The organism is Parasphingorhabdus flavimaris (genome assembly GCF_013371215.1).
Taxonomy (GTDB): domain Bacteria; phylum Pseudomonadota; class Alphaproteobacteria; order Sphingomonadales; family Sphingomonadaceae; genus Parasphingorhabdus; species Parasphingorhabdus flavimaris.
Map to the genome: position 1 here is coordinate 443,015 of NZ_JABWMH010000001.1, position 20,284 is coordinate 463,298.

Here is a 20,284-nt window from a genome sequence, read left to right on the forward strand (position 1 = left end):
AGATAGGATAACAGCTGTTGTGCATTGCCGCGGTAAATAGCATATAGCGCGCAAATGCAATCAGGAGTCTTTCAATGCGTACTGTAACCCATGTCCTGGCTTCCGGAGGAACCGCAACGGCGGCCCGCCAGAGCGATATTTTCGACCCCAATAATGGCGGTATCCAGGGCAAGGTGGATCTCGGCGATGCAGCTGTGCTCGACAAGGCGGTCGACGCGGCGCTGGCGGCGCAACCGGCCTGGGCAGCAACAAACCCGCAGCGCCGCGCGCGGGTGATGTTCAAGTTCAAGGAGCTGGTCGAGGCCAATATGGACGAGCTCGCGCATCTGCTGTCGATTGAACATGGCAAGGTGATCGCCGATTCCAAGGGCGATATCCAGCGCGGTCTCGAAGTCATCGAATTCTGCTGCGGCATCCCGCATGTCCTGAAGGGCGAATATACCCAGGGCGCAGGCCCCGGCATCGACGTTTACTCTATGCGCCAGCCGATCGGCATCGGCGCCGGCATCACCCCGTTCAACTTCCCGGCGATGATCCCGATGTGGATGTTCGGCCCGGCGATCGCGACCGGCAATGCCTTCATTCTCAAGCCGTCCGAACGCGACCCGTCCGTGCCCGTGCGGCTGTGCGAACTGATGATCGAAGCCGGTCTGCCGGAGGGTATTTTGCAATGCCTTCACGGCGACAAGGAAATGGTTGATGCCATCCTTGATCATCCGGCGATCGGCGGAATCAGCTTCGTCGGTTCCTCCGATATCGCCCATTATGTCTACCAGCGCGGCGTTGCGGCCGGCAAGCGGGTCCAGGCCATGGGCGGCGCGAAAAACCACGGTATCGTCCTGCCGGATGCGGATCTCGACCAGGTCGTGAACGATCTGTCCGGCGCTGCTTTCGGCTCGGCCGGCGAACGCTGCATGGCGCTGCCGGTTGTCGTTCCGGTCGGCGAGGAAACCGCAGACCGTCTGCGCGAAAAGATGATCCCGGCGATGGATGCGCTTCGTGTCGGCATCTCGACCGACGAGGAGGCGCACTATGGCCCGATGGTCAATCCGGCACAAAAGGCTCGCGTCGAAGGCTGGATTCAGAAGGGCGTTGACGAAGGCGCCGAGCTGGTCGTCGACGGCCGCGGCTTCTCGCTGCAGGGCCATGAAGACGGCTGCTTCATCGGACCATCCCTGTTCGACCATGTCACTCCCGACATGGAAAGCTACAAGGAAGAGATTTTCGGCCCCGTGCTGCAGATCGTCCGCGCGAAGAATTTCGAGGAAGCGCTCGCGCTGCCGAGCCAGCACCAATATGGCAATGGCGTGGCGATCTTCACCCGCAACGGTCACGCGGCCCGCGAATTTGCCAGTCGCGTCAATGTCGGCATGGTCGGCATCAACGTTCCGATCCCGGTGCCGGTCGCCTATCACAGCTTTGGCGGCTGGAAGCGTTCGGCATTTGGCGACACCAACCAGCACGGCATGGAAGGCGTGAAATTCTGGACCAAGGTCAAGACGATCACCCAGCGCTGGCCCGATGGCACGGCGGACGGCGGCAATAAGGATGCATTCGTCATCCCGACCATGGGATAATCCCGGCAAGACCTGATCGGGCCAGAGTTCCAAATCAGGACAAGCGTCCCGAAGTGCTGGATTTTCCGGCATTTCGGGCGGACATGACGATTGTGAATATCTTGTTGACCATGTTCCGGGTGCGGCGTTGCTAGCGCTGTCGCCGCGCCTGTTCCTGTCGTCGGTCCTGCTGGCGATTCTGTTGTTCGCTTTCTGGCGACCGGCAGACAGCGCAATCGGGCCCGTGGCAGAGCCGGTTTCGGTTGCGATATCTGACAAGCGCATAGCCTTCAGTTTCGATGATGCCCCGCGCGGCGCTGGCGCCTTTCTGGAACCTGACGAACGCCCGAAACTGTTGATCGAAGCCTTGAAAACCGCTGGCATCGAACAAGCGGTCTTCTTCATCAATCCGGGGCGAATTACCGCTCACGACAATGACGCCGCCGATATCGCCGCCTATGCCAACGCAGGCCATCTGCTCGCCAATCATACTGCGGGTCACAGCAAGCTGTCTTCCGTGCCGACAGCGACATTTCTCGCCGATATTGATGCGGCAGAAGCATGGCTGAAAGACAAGCCCAATTACCGCCCGTGGTTCCGCTTTCCGTTTCTCGACGAAGGCAGGACTAACAGGGCCAAGCGTGACGCGGTGCGGGCGGGTCTCAAGCAACGGGGGCTGATGAATGGCTATGTAACCGTCGATGCCTCGGACTGGTATCTGGAGGATATGGCGATCACGGCGGCCAGGGCGGGAAAGCTGATGGACTGGAACGCGTTGCGCGACCTGTTTGTCGAATCCTATGTGGAATCGGCAGAATTTTCGGACGATCTGGCCCGGCGAACGCTGGGCCGGGCGCCGGTGCAGATGATCCTGCTCCACGAAACCGATCTCGCCGCAATGTTCGTTGACGATCTGGCGGCTGCGCTGAAAAAGCGGGGATGGACGATCGTTTCCGCCGACGAGGCCTATCGCGATCCGATCGCCCATATGGAGCCGGACGTCGATTTCGCCGACGGCACCCGCACCCAGATGCTCGCCGCCGAGCGCAAGATCGGCAATCGCTGGTACGAGCGCAACGATCAGAAACTAGCGAAAAAGCTATTTGCCGAGAGGGTCCTGCGCGACTAGACCCGATTGCATGAAAAGCATTACAATTGTTCGCAGTCTCACCCTGGCTGTCGCCTTGCTCGGCGCATCATCGGTGCAGGCACAGTCTCCCGAACAGGTCGCGCAAGAGGTGCTGACCGCGCACCCGGTAATCGATGGCCATAATGACGCGCCGGAGCAGATTGCCGAGCGGTTTGACGGTGATCTCTCGCAAGTCGACTTTCGCAACACTTTGCAGAGCCTGGGACATGGTTCGAAGGTGATGCATACCGATATCGCCCGGCTCAGGCAGGGCAAGGTCGGCGGCCAGTTCTGGTCGGTCTGGATCGACCCGGAGCTGCCGCAATTTGAAGCGGTCCACAAGGTGATCGAGCAGATCGATATTGTCCATCAACTGGTGGCGCAATATCCCGAAGACCTGCAGCTGGCCCTGACTGCCGATGACGTCGAGGCAGCGCAGAAACAGGGTCGCATCGCTTCCCTGATCGGTATGGAGGGAGGCCATTCGATCGGCAATTCGCTGGCCGTGCTCAGGCAGACCTACGCGCTCGGCGCCCGCTACATGACGCTGACTCACTGGAAGACGCTCGACTGGGCCGATAGCGCAACCGATGCGCCAAAAAGCGACGGCCTGTCCGAATTTGGTGTCTCGGTGGTCGAGGAAATGAACCGGCTCGGGATGATGGTCGATATCAGCCACGTGTCCGAAGCCGCAATGAATGACGCGCTGGATGTAACCCGGGCGCCGGTGATATTCAGCCATAGTTCCGCAGATGGTGTCACCAGACATCCCCGCAATGTACCCGATGCGGTTCTCAAACGGTTGCCGGCCAACGGCGGACTGGTGATGGTTACTTTCGTGCCCTCTTATGTCAGTGCGGCCAGCCGCGACTGGGACGCAGGTCAAAAAGCCGAGACAGCGCGCGCGGCGGCACTATATCCCGGCGACGAGGCCGCACGCGCAGCCCATCTGGACGATTGGAACGAGGCAAATCCAATGCCGCCGGTAACGGCCAGGGATATCGCCGACCATATCGATCATATTCGCGATGCCGCCGGTATCGATCATATCGGCCTCGGCGGCGATTATGACGGTATCAGGTTCACTCCGGACGACCTCTTCGATGTGTCGACCTATCCCGTGCTGTTTGCCGAATTGGCAAAGCGGGGATATAGCGCCGCTGACCTTGCAAAAATCGCCCGCGGCAACATATTGCGGGTAATGCGAGACACGGAATCAACCGCCGCCTCCATGGCAACAAGCAAGAAATAGATATGACCCAATTTTCCCTGACCGAAGACCAGCTTGCCATTCAGGAAATGGCGCAGAGATTTACCGCCGATGCGATTACGCCGCATGCGGCTGAATGGGATGAAAAGCATATCTTCCCGCGCGAAGTGATCAAGCAGAGCGCAGATCTCGGTTTCGGGGGCATTTATATCAGCGAGGAATCCGGTGGAATCGGACTCGGCCGGCTGGAGAGCGCGATCATCATGGAGGCGATGGCCTATGGATGTCCCGCCACCAGCAGCTTCATTTCGATCCACAATATGGCGAGCTGGATGATCGACTGTTTCGGATCACAGCAAGTGAAGGACAAGTTTCTCGCCGATCTGATCGCGATGGAAAAGATTTCCAGCTATTGCCTGACCGAACCGGGCAGCGGTTCGGACGCGGCGGCGCTGAAGACCAGCGCCAAACGGGACGGTGACTATTATATCGTCAATGGTGGCAAGCAGTTCATCTCCGGTGCCGGTGTCAACGACCTCTATGTCACGATGGTCCGTACCAGCGATGACGGTGCAAAAGGGGTTACCTGCCTGGTCATCGAAAAGGATATGGACGGAGTGAGCTTCGGTGCGCCGGAACGCAAGCTGGGCTGGAACGCCTCGCCGACCGCGCAGGTGCATTTCGATAATGTCCGTGTGCCGGCCGAAAACCGGGTCGGCGACGAAGGCGAGGGCTTTCGTATCGCGATGGCCGGCCTCGACGGCGGACGCCTGAACATCGGTGCCTGTTCGCTAGGCGGCGCGCAGCGCTGTCTTGACGAGGCCGTTTCCTACACCAGGGAACGCAAGCAATTCGGCAAGCCGATCAGCGATTTCCAGAACACCCAGTTCATGCTCGCCGACATGGCAACCGATCTCGAAGCATCGCGGGCCCTGCTTTATCTCGCTGCGGCGAAAGTGACAGAAGGCGCACCGGACAAGACGAAATTTGCCGCCATGGCCAAACGGCTGGCGACCGACAATGGCAGTAAGATTGCCAACGACGCGCTGCAACTCTTTGGCGGTTACGGCTATCTGCAGGACTATCCGATCGAGCGCTTCTGGCGCGACTTGCGGGTCCACAGCATTCTGGAAGGCACAAATCAGGTGATGCGAATGATCGTGTCGCGTGAAATGCTTCGGCAATAGGAATTTTATGACAGAAGATCTCATCATTAGAAAATCCGGACGGGTCGGGCATATCAGCCTGAACCGGCCAAAGGTCATCCATTCGCTCAACCTCGACATGTGTCTGGCAATGACCGAGGCGCTGCTTGAATGGCGCGACGACGACAGTGTGGAAGCGGTTATCCTCGACCATAGCGAGGGCAGGGGTTTCTGCGCTGGTGGCGATATTGCCATGCTCCGCGAATCCGGCATGACCGATGGCAAAGAGGGCCGCGAATTTTTCTATCACGAATATCAGCTCAACCATTTGTTGTTCGAATATCCCAAACCTATCGTTGCCTTCATGGACGGAATCACCATGGGCGGTGGCGTTGGAATCTCGCAACCGGCCAAATATCGCGTGGCAACAGAGCACACGCGTTTTGCCATGCCGGAGACGGGTATCGGACTGTTCCCCGATGTCGGTGGCGGCTGGTTTTTGTCCCGCCTTGAAGGCCGGCTGGGACAGTTTCTTGCACTAACCGGCGCACGGCTGGATGGGGCCGAATGCAAGGAAGTGGGCATTGCCACGCATTACCTGCAATCGGACGTGCTGGAAGAAGCCAAGCAGCGCATTACCGAGAAACCCGACCGTATCGAAGGCATATTGGGCCAGCTTTCTGGCAATGTTCCCGAAGCCCGCATCGCCAAAAATCTCGACAAGATCGACAAGTTTTTCGCCTCCGACCGGTTTGAAGACATATTGGCAGCGCTCGAAGCAGATGACAGCGAATGGGCTGCCAAGGAACGCGACACGCTGGGCACCAAGAGCCCGCAGACCTGCAAGGTGGCCCTGCGCCAGCTGAACGAAGGCGCGGCGATGGAATGCTTTGCCGACGAAATGCGCAACGAATATCGCATCGGCTATCATGTGCTGGTAATGCACGATTTCCTCGAAGGCGTGCGCGCGCTGATCGTCGACAAGGATAATGATCCGAAATGGAATCCGGCGACGCCCGAAGAAGTCAGCGCCGAATGGATCGACAATATTTTCGCGCCGTTACCGGCAGATGAAGAATGGAAACCCCTATGACCTACGAAACAATTCTCACCGAAAAGCGCGACCAGGTAACGCTGATCACGCTCAACCGCCCCAAGTCGCTGAATGCCTTGAACAGCCAGGTGCTCGATGAGCTGATCGACGCATTTTCCGCATTTCAGGCCGATGAAACGCAAAATTGTGCGGTCATAACCGGCTCGGGCGACAAGGCTTTTGCCGCCGGTGCCGATATCAAGGAGATGTACGACAAGTCGGCTGCCGATTTCTATCTCGAGGATTTCTTTGCCAAATGGACTAGTCATATCGTCAAGGCGACCCGCAAGCCATGGATCGCTGCGGTGAACGGTTTCGCTCTCGGCGGCGGCTGTGAACTGGCGATGATGGCGGATATCATCATTGCCAGCGACAAGGCGAAATTCGGCCAGCCGGAAATCAAGCTGGGCGTGGCTCCCGGCATGGGCGGATCGCAGCGGCTGACCCGGGCTGTCGGCAAAGCCAAATCTATGGACATGTGTCTGACCGGCCGGATGATGGATGCCGAGGAAGCCGAACGCTCCGGCTTGGTGGCCCGCGTGGTTCCGCATGATCAATTGCTCGATGAAGGGCTGAAGTCTGCTGCAACCATTGCCTCGATGCCGCCAATGGCCGCTCAGGTGAACAAGGAAATGGTCAACGCGGCCTTCGAAAACAATCTCGAGCAGGGCCTGGTCCACGAACGGCGCCTGTTCCAGATCCTGACCGCCACCGAAGACAAGAAAGAGGGCATGGCTGCCTTTATCGAAAAGCGGGAAGGCAGTTGGAAGGGGCGGTAAATATCGCTGTTTCGACATTCACTGGAGAATAAAATGAAAATCGGATTTATCGGCCTCGGCAATATGGGCGGCGGCATGGCTGCCAATCTCGCAAAAGCGGGGCATGAGGTTCATGCCTTTGACCTGTCCGGGGAAGCGCTGGCAAAGGCCGGTGAAGCCGGTTGCCATCCGGTCAGCGATGCCGCGCTGGCAGTGAACAACATGGACGCGGTTGTCACCATGCTCCCCGCCGGTTCCCATGTCCGCAAAGTCTATGAATATGAGATCATTATCAATGGCGACCCCGGAACTTTGGTGATCGATTGCTCGACCATCGACGTCGACAGCGCCAAGGATGTTGCCATCATGGCGGAAGCCAAGGGGCTGGTCCCGGTTGATGCCCCGGTATCCGGCGGTATCGCTGCGGCCAATGGCGGCACGCTGACCTTCATGGTCGGCGGCAGCGACGAAGGCTTCAAACGCGCCGAACCAATCCTGTCCGACATGGGCAAGGCGGTGATCCACGCCGGCGGCAATGGTGCGGGACAGGCGGCGAAAATCTGCAACAACATGCTGCTCGGCGCATCGATGATCGCGACCTGCGAGACATTCAAGATGGCCGAAAAGCTTGGTCTCGACCTGCAGACATTCTACGATATTTCTTCCAAGGCATCTGGTCAGAGCTGGTCGATGACCAGCTATTGTCCGGTACCCGGCGTCGGCCCGCAAAGCCCGGCCGACAATGGCTATGAAGGCGGTTTCGCCGCTGCCCTGATGCTGAAGGACCTGCGTCTGGCGATGGAAGCGGCGCAAAGTGCCGGTGCCGATGTGCCAATGGGTGCCGAAGCTGCTAAACTTTACGAGCAATATGCCGAAACAGAGGGGCAGGGCGGCAAGGATTTTTCCGGCATCATCAATATGCTGGCGAAAGGCTGACCTTCGATGCCTCCACTGTGGATGGTGATCTGCGGCCTGTCCGGAATATGCGCCGTGATCGCGGAAATCGGCAACCGGCGGCGCAATAACCGCAATAATATCGAAGATGTCGGCTTCATGCCGTGGTCAACGATCACAGCCATGTCGCTTTTGACCTTTGGCATATCAATTGCCTTCGGACTGGGCTTTATCTCGACCGAATAGGCGGAAGGCTAGAGGCAGGCTTCCAGCAACGGCTGGTTGAAGCCATATTGCCGCGCTTTGTCGAGCGTGTAAGGGCGCAGACCGGCGGATTGATATTCGCCGATGATCTTGCCGTCGGCATCCTCGTCGATATATTGATATTTGAACAGTTCCTGGGTGACGATCACGTCGCCTTCCATCCCGATCACTTCGGTGATGTTGGTGGTGCGACGGGAACCGTCGCGCAGACGCTTCACCTGAACAATAAGATCGACGGATTCCGCAATCTGTCGGGAAATGGCTTCCTTCGGGATCTTGATGTCGCCCATCAAAATCATGTTTTCCATACGGCCGAGACATTCGCGCGGGCTGTTGGCATGCAGCGTACACATGGAGCCATCATGGCCGGTGTTCATGGCGGCGAGAAGGTCGAAACATTCCGCGCCACGAATCTCGCCGAGGATGATACGGTCGGGACGCATACGCAGGGCGTTCTTGACGAGATCGCCAATGGTGATCGCGCCCTGGCCCTCAAGGTTGGGCGGGCGGGTTTCGAGCGGCAGCCAGTGAGGCTGTTGCAAGCGAAGCTCGGCAGCATCCTCGATCGTCAGCACGCGTTCGCCCGGATCGATCATCTTCGACATGGCGTTGAGCATGGTCGTTTTACCCGAACCGGTACCGCCGGAGATGACGACGTTGAAGCGGCAGGCACCGGCAATCTTGAGAACGGTGCACATTTCCTCGGACATCGATCCGAAGTTTTTCATCATGTCGAGCGTGATCGGCTTTTCGGAGAATTTACGAATCGAGATCGCGGTGCCCTTGAGGCTCAGCGGCGGCACGATTACGTTCACACGCGAACCGTCTTTCAGACGGGCATCGGCAAGCGGTGTGGTCTGATCGACACGACGGCCGACCTGGTTCACGATCCGCTGGGCGATCTGGAACAGATGCTCCTCGTCGCGGAACTGGATCGGTGCGATTTCAAGCTTACCCTTGATTTCTATGTAGGTCTGTTCTGGGCCGTTGACCATGATATCCGAGATATCCGGATTCCCGAGCAGCTCCTCGAGCGGTCCGAAGCCGAGCAGTTCGTCAACGAGCACTTTTTCAAGCGCAAATTGTTCGCGCCGGTTGAGCGTCAGTTTCAGCTCGGTCAGCACTTCCATGATGATCGGGCGGAATTCTTCGGTCAATTCTTCCTTGTTCAGCGTTGCCGCGGCTTCCGGGTCGACGCGTTCGAGCAGGCGCGGCAGCACCTGTTCCTTGATCTTGTGGACCGATGCACCAAAGCCCTCGTCCTTGCCGCCACTTTCAGCCAAGGGCTGGGAGCGTTCGGAAAGGCGCGCCATCGCATCGCCCTGATCGGGTGCTCCTGACGGTACTGCAGCAGCTGCTCCTTCGCCAGGCAGAGGGATTGATTCGATCGGAGGAAACTGACCGCCGGGATTCTCTTCAGAGCTTTCAGGCTTGGGGGCTTTCGAGCCGCCGCCAGTCATAGGCTTGGCGACACCAAAGGATGACTTGCCGCCGCCCAGTCCATTTTTCTTGCCAAATGCGCTCATTCTGTTCTGTCCGATTTATCTAATGTCACAAGATACGGGACCTCTTTCCCCGAAATTGGTTAATAAACCGGAAATCCTGACCAATTGGATCGAGATCACCGCGATTATATATTTTGCCACTTGCGCCGGGGGTCGCAGCGACTAAGCCATCCCCATGGACAGAGGACAGGTTTTTTGAACGCGGAACTTTCGCGCAGTCCAAAGGCAGCGGCAGGCGGAATCACGCTGGCTCTGGTCGCGTTTGCCGGTTTTCCGCTCGGAGATGCCGTCATCAAGTCGATGGCAGGTGATTGGCCCGCTCAGGCCGTCGCGGCCTTGCGTTTTTCGATCGGCGCAGTGGCTCTGGCAATCATCCTGTTCGTTCGTGAGGGCAGCAGCGGCTTTCGCGTCAATCGGCCCTGGCTGCACATAGCCCGTGGTTTCACCCTGTTCGTCGGCACGATCACCTTCTTTTCCGCCATTTACATCATGCCGTTGGCAGATGCGGTGGCGATTTCGTTCATCAACCCGATCCTCACCGCATTATTTTCCGGCTGGTTCCTGAAAGAAAAGATGCGCCCCGGTACCTGGGTGGCGACGATTATCGCCTTTGGCGGGGTGTTGATCATGCTTCGTCCCAATGTCGCGGCATTTGGCTGGGTCGCGGTTCTGCCGCTGATATCCGCCTTTTCCATGGCAACAATGCTGATTCTCAACCGGATGGTATCGACCGAGCGTTCGATATTCGCCGCTCAATTCTACATTGCGTTATGGGCCGCCATATTTCTGATTATCGCGACAGTGATCGGCCATTCATTCGTCCCGGTCATGACGGTTCCCGGGGTTCCGAACTGGGATGTCGTCTTGCGTTGCATATTGGTGGCATTGACCGCAACCGGTTGTCATTTCCTGCTCTACATGGCGACGATGCGGACGACGGCGGCAGCGATTGCCCCGATCGTCTATATCCAGCTACTGATCGCAACGCTGATCAGTGTTTTTGTCTTCGGTGATCCGATCGACCGGACAGCGATGATGGGCGGTTTGTTGATAATCTTCAGCGGCTTGCTGCTGTGGCGCAGCGAACGACGACTTGCGCCGGTTGTTGAGGCCTAACCGCAGGCCAGAGTCTGTTCCAGTCGCTCGATGTGGCGATCGACGCTGGCTTCGATGGAAAAGGCCTCGGCACAGGCCCTGAGCGGAGCGGTGGCCTGGGGCCTATCCATAGCCGATGCGATTGCACCGGCCAATGCTCGGGCATCCTGGACGGGCACAGTCTCAAGGCCTGCCCGGTGCAATAGTCTCGTCAACCCTTCCGAACAGTCTGTAGCAACGATGGCGCAACCGGTGGCCATGGCTTCCAGTGGAACCGCGGGCAGTCCCTCCCACCGGGACGACAGGACGAGAATATCCGACCGCGCATAATAAGGGGTCGGATCTGAAACAAATCCCTTGAACGTGATACGGTCAGCTAGGCCGGATGATCGGGCCTGTTTCTGTATTTCTTCCCGCATGTTGCCGTCGCCCAATATCGTCATCGACCAGGGGCGCTCGGTAATCAGGGCCAGAGCGGCAATCAGTGTCGGATAGTCTTTCTGCGTCGTGATCCGACCGACGGCGAGCAGTCGTGCAGGGGTACCCGGCGCACGCACTTGCCGACTATCGCCCAGTTTCAGCATATCTGCCGTAACATAGGAGTTGGGAACGCATTGGAACTTGTCCGCTGCATGCGGATATATCCGTGCATAATGTTCGGCATCCGCATCGCTGAGCGTGAGGCACATGTCGGCAAATCTTGCCGTGAACCCGAACCGCCAGGTCCTCGCCATCCTTGCCCAGCGGCTCAGTCCCGGACGCAGAACCGGATTTGTGATCTTCTGGATGAAATTTGTTCGGCTCGAACCGGAGAGTTTTCGGGCAATTGCCAAGCTCAGATTTGTCTGATTCCCCGCGGAAAATATGGCCTTGGGCTGATATTTGCGGATCATCCGTGCCACCGCGGGAATTTGCAGCAGCAGCTGAATTCCGCGACCGCCAAGCATCGGCGTGGGCACTATCCGGACGGTCACATTCGGGGCGATCATATCGCCGACCGAACCATGTGCCTTGGTCAACCACAACTCGGTTTCAATTCCGCGGCTGGCCATGCCATTGGCGAGCAAAATCGCAACACGGTCAAGTCCGCCATCGCCCGGTTCATAAAGAAAATGGACGATCGGGCCCGTCTCGAAGGGCGAATTTGTCATCGTCAGCTTATGTGGAAGAGGGCAGAAATCTTATACATTCAAGCCCCCGATTATTGCATCCGGACCTAGCTAACAGCTTCGGCGAGAACCGTCAGGCCCTTGTCATTCACTTCCGCAAAGCCGCCCTGAACCGAAATTGTTTCCGGTGCGCCGCCTTCGGTCGCGTAGATGACCAGATCGGCATCGCGGATCGTCGCCATGACCGGCGCATGATTGGCGAGTACACCAAAATCACCCTCGGTACCGGGCACCACCACCATGAAAACATCATCCGACCGGACGAGCTTTTCGGGGGTTACGAGTTCGAAATGTAGGTTTGCCATTATAGTACCTTTATACCGTTGGTCCTGAGCCAGCCGAAGCGCGTATAACTAGCGTTCGCGCATTCGACGGCTCAGTGCCAATGGATGTCGCTTAGGCCGCTTCAGCAGCCATTTTCTTGCCTTTTTCGATCGCTTCTTCGATTCCGCCGACCATGTAGAAGGCGTTTTCGGGAAGGTGATCATATTCGCCGTCGACAACTGCCTTGAACGATTTGATCGTGTCTTCCAGATCAACGAACTTGCCCTTGATGCCGGTGAAGACTTCAGCAACGTGGAACGGCTGCGACAGGAACTTCTGGATTTTCCGAGCACGCTGAACGACCAGCTTATCTTCTTCCGAAAGCTCGTCCATGCCGAGAATTGCGATGATGTCCTGCAGTGATTTGTACTTCTGCAGGGTTTCCTGGACAGCACGGGCCGTATCATAATGTTCCTGGCCAACAACGCGCGGTTCGAGAACACGCGAGGTCGAATCGAGCGGGTCAACAGCCGGGTAGATGCCCAGCTCCGAAATCGCGCGGTTCAGAACGGTGGTTGCGTCGAGGTGGGCAAAGGATGTTGCCGGTGCCGGGTCGGTCAAATCGTCGGCAGGAACGTAAATGGCCTGAACCGATGTAATCGAACCCTTGTTGGTGGATGTGATACGTTCCTGCAACGCGCCCATGTCGGTCGACAGGGTAGGCTGATAGCCCACAGCCGAAGGAATACGGCCGAGAAGCGCGGACACTTCCGAACCGGCCTGGGTGAAGCGGAAGATGTTGTCGATGAAGAACAGAACGTCCTGGCCTTCGACGTCGCGGAAATATTCCGCCTGGGTCAGGCCGGACAGAGCCACACGAGCACGCGCTCCTGGAGGTTCGTTCATCTGGCCGAAGACCAGAGCCACTTTCGAGCCTTCCGACTTCGGATTGCCGTCGGCGTCCTTGGCGATAACGCCAGCGTCGAGGAATTCGTGATAGAGATCGTTACCTTCACGGGTACGCTCGCCAACACCGGCGAAAACGGAAGTACCGCCATGGCCTTTCGCGATGTTGTTGATCAGTTCCTGGATGAGCACGGTCTTGCCCACGCCGGCACCGCCGAACAGGCCGATCTTGCCGCCTTTTGCATAAGGTGCGAGCAGATCAACAACCTTGATGCCGGTAACCAGAATTTCATTCTCGGTTGACTGGTCGACAAAAGCAGGAGCTTCAGCATGAATAGGAGAAGTGGTCTTGTTGCCGATCGGGCCGCGTTCGTCGATTGGCTCACCAATCACGTTCATGATCCGGCCGAGCGTTTCAGGACCAACAGGCATCTGGATCTGCGAACCGGTGTCGGTCACTTCCTGACCGCGGGTCAGACCTTCGGTCGCGTCCATTGCGATGGTACGAACCGTGTTCTCGCCGAGATGCTGGGCAACTTCAAGCACCAGCCGGTTGCCGTTATTGTCGGTTTCCAGAGCCGAGAGAATAGCCGGGACTTCCGTATCGAAGGTCACATCGACGACAGCGCCGATAACCTGAGAAATGCGGCCTACATTTTTGGTTTTTGCCATTTTTACGTTTCCTTGCGTACGTGCTTTAGAGCGCTTCAGCGCCAGCGATAATTTCAATCAATTCGGTGGTAATCGCGGCCTGACGGCTGCGGTTATAGATGATGGTAAGGTTGTCGATCAGGTCGCCGGCATTGCGGGTCGCATTGTCCATGGCGGTCATCGACGCGCCTTGTTCCGACGCGTTGTTTTCCAGCAATGCGCCGAAAATCTGGGTGGTCAGATTGCGCGGCAGCAGTGCTGCGAGGATTTCTTCCTCGTCTGGCTCATATTCCACAGCGCCCGTGGATTCGGCGATAGCGCCATCCTCGATTGCGATCGGAATGATCTGCTGAACCGTCGGCTCCTGAACCAGTGCAGATCTGAACTTGCCGTAAAACAGATGGGCGACGTCAAACGTGCCTTCTTCAACCAGCGCAGTCAGGTCCTCGGCAATCGCCTTGGCTTCTTCAAATCCCGGTGCCTTGACGTTCGATGTGTCGAAATGCTTCAGGATCTGGCCGGGGTAGAAACGCTTGATGATCGGAATGCCCTTGCGTCCGACCATATAGAAAAGGACTTTCTTGCCTTCGCCGAGCAGCTTTTCTGCCTTGGCGCGGGCTTCCTTGACGATATTGGCGTTGAACGCACCGCACAGGCCGCGGTCAGACGTAGCGACGACCAGCAGGTGGGTTTCGCTTTTGCCGGTGCCCGCCAATAGCTTCGACGAATTTTCGTCGATCGAAACCTTGGATGCGAGGCTCGACATCACCTTTTCCATCTGCGCAGCATATGGCCGCGCAGCTTCTGCAGCCATTTGCGCCCGGCGCAGCTTGGCCGCTGCAACCATCTTCTTGGCCTTGGTGATCTTCTGGGTCGACTTAACCGACGCAATCCGATCTTTCAGTTCTTTAAGACTGGCCATGTTTTCCTGTCTTACTCCGTTGTGCCGTTAGTAGTGAGCCTGTCGAACCACGTCTCTGGTGAGAGAAGCGCCCTTCGACAAGCTCGGGGCTAACGGTGTTTATCCAATTGCCTTATGCAAACGTCTTGCCGAATGCTGCCAGTGCCGCTTCGAGAGCCGCCTTGGTGTCATCCGCCAGATCACCGCTTTCACGGATCGTTTTCAAGATATCGGCATGTTCGCTACGCATGTGAGCAAGCATGGCTTCCTCATAGCGGACAACATCGGTCACAGCGACCGTGTCGAGATGCCCGTTCGTACCGGCATAGATCGAGGCAGTCTGCTCTTCGAATGGAAGAGGCGAGAACTGCGCCTGTTTCAGCAACTGGGTCAGACGCTCACCACGTGCGAGCAATTTCTGCGTCGACGCGTCGAGATCGGAACCGAACTGGGCAAAGGCAGCCATTTCGCGATATTGTGCCAGATCGAGTTTGATCGAACCCGAAACCTTCTTCATCGCTTTGGTCTGTGCAGCCGAACCAACACGCGAAACCGAAAGACCCACGTTAATGGCAGGACGGATACCCTGGTTGAACAGATCGGTTTCAAGGAAGATCTGGCCGTCGGTGATCGAAATCACGTTGGTCGGAATATAGGCCGAAACGTCACCAGCCTGGGTTTCGATGATCGGCAATGCGGTCAGCGAACCCGAACCATTGGCTTCGTTCATTTTCGCGGCACGTTCGAGCAAACGGCTGTGCAGATAGAAAACGTCACCAGGATAGGCTTCGCGTCCTGGAGGACGACGCAGCAGCAGGGACATCTGGCGGTAAGCCACAGCCTGCTTGGAGAGATCGTCATAAACGATACAGGCGTGCATGCCGTTATCGCGGAAATATTCGCCCATCGTCACACCGGTATAAGGCGCGAGATACTGAAGCGGTGCAGGCTCGGAAGCGGTTGCAGCAACCACGATCGAATATTCCATTGCGCCATTTTCTTCGAGGCTCTTGACGATCTGGGCAACCGTCGAGCGCTTCTGGCCGATGGCAACATAGATGCAGTAGAGCTTCTTGCTTTCATCATCGCCGGCGTTGACCGTCTTCTGGTTGATGAACGTATCGATCGCGACAGCGGTCTTGCCGGTCTGACGGTCACCAATGATCAATTCGCGCTGGCCACGGCCAACAGGAACCAGAGCGTCGAGCGCTTTCAGGCCGGTCTGGACGGGTTCGTGAACCGATTTCCGCGGAATGATGCCCGGCGCCTTGACTTCCACCCGGCTACGCTGGGTGGTCTTGATCGGGCCCTTGCCGTCAATCGGATTGCCGAGACCGTCGACCACGCGACCGAGCAATTCCTTGCCGATCGGAACGTCCACGATCGTGCCGGTCCGCTTGACCACGTCGCCTTCCTTGATCTCAGCATCCGAGCCGAAGATCACGACGCCGACATTGTCCGCTTCGAGGTTCAGCGCCATGCCCTGAATACCGTTGGAGAATTCAACCATCTCACCGGCCTGAACCTGGTCGAGGCCGTGGATACGGGCAATACCGTCACCCACTGCAAGCACGGTTCCGACTTCGGAGACCTGGGCTTCATTGCCAAAATTGGCGATCTGGTCCTTGATGACCTTTGAAATTTCTGCGGCGCGAATATCCATGTGTATCTTCCTTTAGCCCTTCATGGCCTGCGATAGGGTGTTCAAACGGGTTTTAATCGAGCTGTCGATCATCTGGCTGCCGATTTTCACGACCAGGCCGCCCAAAATGGAGGGATCGACTGCGGTGGAAACGCTGACATCGCTTCCCACGCGTTTCTTGAGTTGCGCCTTGAGCGCATCAATCTGTTTGTCATCCAGCGGATGGGCCGATGTGACTTCTGCGCTGATCTCGCCACGATGGCTGGAAGCCAATGAGGTGAAAGCGCGAATCACTGCCGGAATTTTGTCGAGACGGCGATTGGCCGCAAGCACGCCGAGCACGTTGGACGTCAGCTTGTCGAGACCAAGGCTCTTGGCCGTGGCTGCAATTGCTCTGCCGGCATCGTCGCGAGAGAGGACCGGGCTGCTGGTCAGCGCCCTGAGGTCACTCGATTCGGCCAGGGCCGCGCTCAATGTCGCAAGACTGGCCTGCACCGCGTCGATGCTCTTATTTTCTTCTGCAAGCGCGAACAAAGCAGTGGCGTAACGCCCCGCTAAACTCGCTCTAATGCCGCTGGAATGATCCACGCGTTTGCTTCTCCCTGACCGTTAATGTGGTCTGAAAACCGTTCATGAAATGGTCCGCTTAACGGCAGAAAAACCTACGATTCCGCCACGGATGCGCGGCGTCTAGCAACCATTTTGCTGCGACGCAAGATAGGTTTGGGAATCATTTTTCAGGAAAGCCAGACCAGCGGTTTTCGGGGCATTCGATTGCTCGGCAAAAAATATTTGGCTTTGAACGCAAGATACGGGAAGCCGCACCGGCGAAGCTGATTTAAATCCGTTGCAACAACCGGAAATGGGGAATTGCATATGGCTTATAAAATTGCCGGATTGAGCCCGGAACTGACCAGTCCGTTCGAGGAAGCAACCGAGGAGCAGCTGTCTGCGCTTGGCGCGGTTCGAATAACAGCGACCGGCAAACCGGGATTTCCCTGTCGGATATCGCTGGAGGATGCCGAAGTGGGGGAGGAGGTGATCCTGTTCCACTACACGTCCCATGATGTCGATTCTCCCTATCGGAGTTCCTATGCTATATTTGCGAGAACGGGGCTGAGCGCGGCCGCGCAATTTATCGATGCCGTGCCGCCGGTCTTCGATGGGCGGACATTGGCAATGCGCGCTTTCGACCAGGATGCGATGTTGAAAACCGCCAGCCTCGCAATGCCTGGAGACGCGGACCGGTCAATCCGCCAGCTATTTGAACTGGACGAGGTTGCCTATATAGATGTCCGTAATGCAGCCCACGGATGTTTCGCCGCGCGGGTGGAGAGGTTTGAATCGTGAACCAGAAGATAGTGGACGATGGTCAGGCGTGGGCCGCAATGCAGGCGCGCGACCGCAGCTTCGACGGCAGTTTCGTGACCGGCGTGCTGAGCACCGGCATCTATTGCCGTCCCTCTTGCGCCGCTCGCCATCCAAAACGGGAAAATGTGCGCTTCTTTGCGCAAGCCGAACAGGCCGAGGCCGCGGGCCTGCGCGCCTGCCTGCGCTGTCGCCCCAATGATGTCGCACGCGACGAAGCGGCCGTGAAAGCGGTGATCGACGCGATTCGGATGGCTGAAACGGCACCCAGGCTCGACGCGTTGGCCAATCTCACCGGCTATTCGCCGACCCATCTCCAGCGGATTTTCAAACGCGAAACCGGCCTGTCGCCCGCTGCCTACGGACGGGCCTTGCGAACCGAACGGGTCAAGGATGCTTTGGCGGACGGTGCAACGGTCACCGAAGCCATTTACGATGCAGGCTATGGTTCTGCATCGCGCTTTTACGAGGAACAGAAAATGGGAATGAAACCGGCAGCTTGGAAAAACGGAGGGGCAGGGGTCGCGGTGCACTGGGCCAATGTCGAAACTTCACTTGGCGATATGATGGTCGCTGCGACCGACAAGGGTGTTTGCTGCCTGTCTTTCAACGAGGGAGAGGATGAGCTGCGCGCGCGTTTCCCGAATGCGGATCTGAAACAAGGCGGCGAGGCGTTCGCCCGCCTCCTGGCAGAGGTGGTTGCTCAGGTCGAAACGCCCGGCCGCCCGCACAATATCCCGCTCGATGTCCAGGGCACGGCCTTTCAGGAATCGGTCTGGCAGGAGCTCCGCAAAATCCCCGAAGGCGAAACCCGAAGCTATGCCGATATCGCGGCTGCTATCGGCAAGCCCAAAGCGGTTCGCGCCGTCGGCAGCGCCAATGGTGCCAACCATGTCGCCGTCCTGATCCCCTGCCACCGCGTTGTGCGTAGCGACGGGACGATGGGCGGCTACGCTTACGGGACAGAACTAAAGGAACGGTTGCTGGAAAAGGAAGCGAAATGAACCCGAACATACAGAAATTTGGCGATCTTCACATCCCGGGCGATCCGTTGATATTGGTCAATATCTGGGATGCCGGTAGCGCCCGGGCGGTTGCTTCTGCAGGTGCAAAGGCACTGGCGACGGGCAGCTACGGAGTAGCCGGCGCGCAGGGAATTGCAGACGGCGAGGCATTTTCTCTGGATGACGCGATTATCAATCTCGAGCATATTGTAGCGGCGTCGGATTTGCCGGTAAGCATCGATATGGAAGCAGGATATGGCGCGAATGCCGGTCAAGTCCGCCAGTCTGTTCAACGGGCCTTTGATGCAGGTGCGAGCGGGATCAACATGGAAGACCGGATGCCCGGCGACAATGAACTGATTGCACCGGAGATTTTTGCCGAGCGGGTGGCCGCTGCTGCTTCCACTGGTCTTTGGGTCAATGCGCGATGCGACGTTTTCCGTGGCCAATCAGCAGAGACCGATGGAGATGCCCTGGTCGAACGGGTTCTCGAGCGGGCAGATATATATGCCGATGCCGGTGCCGCCAGCCTGTTTGTGCCGTTTCTGAACGACGAAAAACATATTGGCGCAATTTGTGACGCTTCCCCGCTGCCGGTGAATATCTTGCGTTCGCCCGAAGGTCCGACCCATGCCAGACTGGCTGCCCTGGGTGTTGCAAGAATCAGCCACGGTCATCAGCCCTGGGCCGCCGCCATGCTGTGGCTCAGTGCGCAGGCCAGAAAGACATTCGAGGGCGGTGAACCGGACTATTGAGTTCCCACTGACACAATCAGCGCAATCAGCGATACTCAGGATTGGGATGGTTGTAACGGGTGCCGGCATCCCAGGCTTCCCGGGAATTTCCATAGGCGGGAATACCGCCAGCCTGTTTGAGCATATGAGCCGTGTGCATCAGATTCCACGCCAGAAATGTCGCATTGCGCTGGGTGAAATCGCTGTCGAACCCGACGCGGGTGCCATCGTCTTGCTCGTCGCCGTAGGAAGGGCCGGGGCCGATCGGGCCAATCCACCCGGCGTCGGCCTGGGGAGGGATCGTATAACCGATATGGCCCAGAGAATAGAGCGTGCTCATCGCACAATGTTTGACGCCGTCCTCGTTGCCAGTGACCACCACACCGCCGGCCTTCCCGTAGAAAATATACTGACCCTTGTCATTTGTCTCACCGGAATGGGCGTAGAGTCGCTCGATGATCTTGCGGCATTCCGATGATACTTCTCCGAGCCAGATCGGAGTACCGATAACCAGAATATCGCTGGCCATGACCGCTTTGGAAATCTCCGGCCACGCATCGCTGTCAAACCCGTGTTCGGTCATGTCCGGATAGACGCCCGGCGCGATGTCATGGTCGACGCTGCGAAACATCTCCACCGTCACCCCGGCATCCTCCATGATGGCTTGGACAACAGCCATCAGGCATTCTGTGTGGCTGAACGCCGGCGAGGGTGTCAAAGTACAATTGATGAAGGCTGCTTGCAGGCCATTATAGTCGGGGGCTTGCTGATTTCCGTTGGCTTCGGTCATATCTCTTTCCTCGGTTGCCGGAATTATAGCTAACGCATTATCAGCCATTTCGTTGCTTTTCTCAAGATTGCCGGCGATTTTCCCTTGTTGTGGGTTGGTTTTGCGCGCGCATGGAGAAATCAGCGCGATCTATTCTTGATCTATTCGAATAGTTACATTCGGTTACATGCTGAGGGCCGGAAATAAAAACGGATTGTAAACTTTTG

20 protein-coding genes are annotated in these 20,284 nt (G+C 57.5%); 12 read left to right on the plus strand and 8 right to left on the minus strand.

Annotated features, from left to right (window positions below; genetic code table 11):
* The first annotated feature begins 74 nt into the window (after positions 1–74).
* The 8 genes from HUO14_RS02090 to HUO14_RS02125 all read left to right on the plus strand — a co-directional run bounded on the left by HUO14_RS02090 (position 75) and on the right by HUO14_RS02125 (position 8,031).
* Positions 75–1,577 carry a CoA-acylating methylmalonate-semialdehyde dehydrogenase gene (locus HUO14_RS02090; RefSeq protein ID WP_176278222.1) on the plus strand — a complete coding sequence of 501 codons (1,503 nt, stop codon included), beginning with the start codon at positions 75–77 and terminating at the stop codon, positions 1,575–1,577.
* 127 nt (positions 1,578–1,704) lie between these two features.
* On the plus strand, positions 1,705–2,685 hold the full coding sequence (locus HUO14_RS02095; protein ID WP_176278223.1) for a polysaccharide deacetylase family protein: 981 nt from the start codon (positions 1,705–1,707) through the stop codon (positions 2,683–2,685).
* A gap of 10 nt (positions 2,686–2,695) precedes the next feature.
* A complete protein-coding gene (locus HUO14_RS02100; protein ID WP_176278224.1) occupies positions 2,696–3,937 on the plus strand; it encodes a dipeptidase in 1,242 nt (413 codons plus the stop codon).
* Positions 3,938–3,939: 2 nt separating this feature from the next.
* A complete protein-coding gene (locus HUO14_RS02105; RefSeq protein ID WP_176278225.1) occupies positions 3,940–5,082 on the plus strand; it encodes an acyl-CoA dehydrogenase family protein in 1,143 nt (380 codons plus the stop codon).
* Positions 5,083–5,089: 7 nt separating this feature from the next.
* A complete protein-coding gene (locus HUO14_RS02110) occupies positions 5,090–6,133 on the plus strand; it encodes an enoyl-CoA hydratase/isomerase family protein (RefSeq protein ID WP_176278226.1) in 1,044 nt (347 codons plus the stop codon).
* The gene (locus HUO14_RS02115) at positions 6,130–6,912 is read left to right on the plus strand and encodes an enoyl-CoA hydratase-related protein (RefSeq protein WP_176278227.1); all 783 of its coding nucleotides are present in this window, start codon (positions 6,130–6,132) and stop codon (positions 6,910–6,912) included. Before HUO14_RS02110 ends, HUO14_RS02115 begins: the two co-directional genes overlap by 4 nt.
* 33 nt (positions 6,913–6,945) lie before the next feature.
* A complete protein-coding gene (gene mmsB, locus HUO14_RS02120) occupies positions 6,946–7,827 on the plus strand; it encodes a 3-hydroxyisobutyrate dehydrogenase (protein ID WP_176278228.1) in 882 nt (293 codons plus the stop codon).
* A 6-nt stretch (positions 7,828–7,833) separates the two neighbouring features.
* On the plus strand, positions 7,834–8,031 hold the full coding sequence (locus tag HUO14_RS02125) for a hypothetical protein (RefSeq protein WP_176278229.1): 198 nt from the start codon (positions 7,834–7,836) through the stop codon (positions 8,029–8,031).
* 8 nt (positions 8,032–8,039) lie between these two features.
* Here HUO14_RS02125 and HUO14_RS02130 read toward each other — a convergent pair whose 3' ends face one another.
* The gene (locus HUO14_RS02130; RefSeq protein ID WP_176278230.1) at positions 8,040–9,575 is read right to left on the minus strand and encodes a TadA family conjugal transfer-associated ATPase; all 1,536 of its coding nucleotides are present in this window, start codon (positions 9,573–9,575) and stop codon (positions 8,040–8,042) included.
* 174 nt (positions 9,576–9,749) lie between these two features.
* Here HUO14_RS02130 and HUO14_RS02135 point away from each other — a divergent pair, with 174 nt between their 5' ends.
* On the plus strand, positions 9,750–10,670 hold the full coding sequence (locus HUO14_RS02135; RefSeq protein ID WP_176278231.1) for a DMT family transporter: 921 nt from the start codon (positions 9,750–9,752) through the stop codon (positions 10,668–10,670).
* Here the strand turns inward: HUO14_RS02135 and HUO14_RS02140 are convergent.
* The 6 genes from HUO14_RS02140 to HUO14_RS02165 form a co-directional block, all read right to left on the minus strand.
* Positions 10,667–11,800: a glycosyltransferase gene (locus HUO14_RS02140; protein ID WP_176278232.1), complete on the minus strand. Its 1,134-nt coding sequence runs from the start codon at positions 11,798–11,800 to the stop codon at positions 10,667–10,669. The genes HUO14_RS02135 and HUO14_RS02140 overlap by 4 nt on opposite strands.
* A 65-nt stretch (positions 11,801–11,865) precedes the next feature.
* Positions 11,866–12,123, minus strand: a complete 258-nt coding sequence (locus tag HUO14_RS02145) for an ATP synthase F1 subunit epsilon (protein WP_176278233.1) — start codon at positions 12,121–12,123, stop codon at positions 11,866–11,868.
* Positions 12,124–12,214: 91 nt separating this feature from the next.
* Complete coding sequence (atpD, locus tag HUO14_RS02150; protein WP_176278234.1) at positions 12,215–13,660, minus strand: F0F1 ATP synthase subunit beta; 1,446 nt, start codon at positions 13,658–13,660, stop codon at positions 12,215–12,217.
* A 25-nt stretch (positions 13,661–13,685) separates the two neighbouring features.
* Entirely contained in the window at positions 13,686–14,561 is an 876-nt protein-coding gene (locus HUO14_RS02155) for a F0F1 ATP synthase subunit gamma (protein WP_176278235.1), read from the minus strand.
* A 112-nt stretch (positions 14,562–14,673) separates the two neighbouring features.
* Entirely contained in the window at positions 14,674–16,203 is a 1,530-nt protein-coding gene (gene atpA / locus HUO14_RS02160) for a F0F1 ATP synthase subunit alpha (RefSeq protein WP_176278236.1), read from the minus strand.
* A gap of 12 nt (positions 16,204–16,215) precedes the next feature.
* Complete coding sequence (locus HUO14_RS02165) at positions 16,216–16,770, minus strand: F0F1 ATP synthase subunit delta (protein ID WP_176278237.1); 555 nt, start codon at positions 16,768–16,770, stop codon at positions 16,216–16,218.
* A 288-nt stretch (positions 16,771–17,058) separates the two neighbouring features.
* Between HUO14_RS02165 and HUO14_RS02170 the strand changes: the two genes are divergently transcribed.
* From HUO14_RS02170 to HUO14_RS02180, 3 genes are read left to right on the plus strand one after another with little or no spacing between them, the layout of a single operon-like run.
* On the plus strand, positions 17,059–17,532 hold the full coding sequence (locus HUO14_RS02170) for a DUF1203 domain-containing protein (protein ID WP_176278238.1): 474 nt from the start codon (positions 17,059–17,061) through the stop codon (positions 17,530–17,532).
* Between the two features lie 38 nt (positions 17,533–17,570).
* The gene (gene ada / locus HUO14_RS02175; RefSeq protein WP_217907915.1) at positions 17,571–18,554 is read left to right on the plus strand and encodes a bifunctional DNA-binding transcriptional regulator/O6-methylguanine-DNA methyltransferase Ada; all 984 of its coding nucleotides are present in this window, start codon (positions 17,571–17,573) and stop codon (positions 18,552–18,554) included.
* Positions 18,551–19,309, plus strand: coding sequence for an isocitrate lyase/PEP mutase family protein (locus HUO14_RS02180; protein WP_176278239.1), 759 nt, complete (start codon positions 18,551–18,553; stop codon positions 19,307–19,309). Before ada ends, HUO14_RS02180 begins: the two co-directional genes overlap by 4 nt.
* Positions 19,310–19,334: 25 nt before the next feature.
* Here the strand turns inward: HUO14_RS02180 and HUO14_RS02185 are convergent, their stop codons facing one another.
* The gene (locus tag HUO14_RS02185) at positions 19,335–20,078 is read right to left on the minus strand and encodes a flavodoxin family protein (RefSeq protein WP_176278240.1); all 744 of its coding nucleotides are present in this window, start codon (positions 20,076–20,078) and stop codon (positions 19,335–19,337) included.
* Between the last annotated feature and the right edge of the window lie 206 nt (positions 20,079–20,284).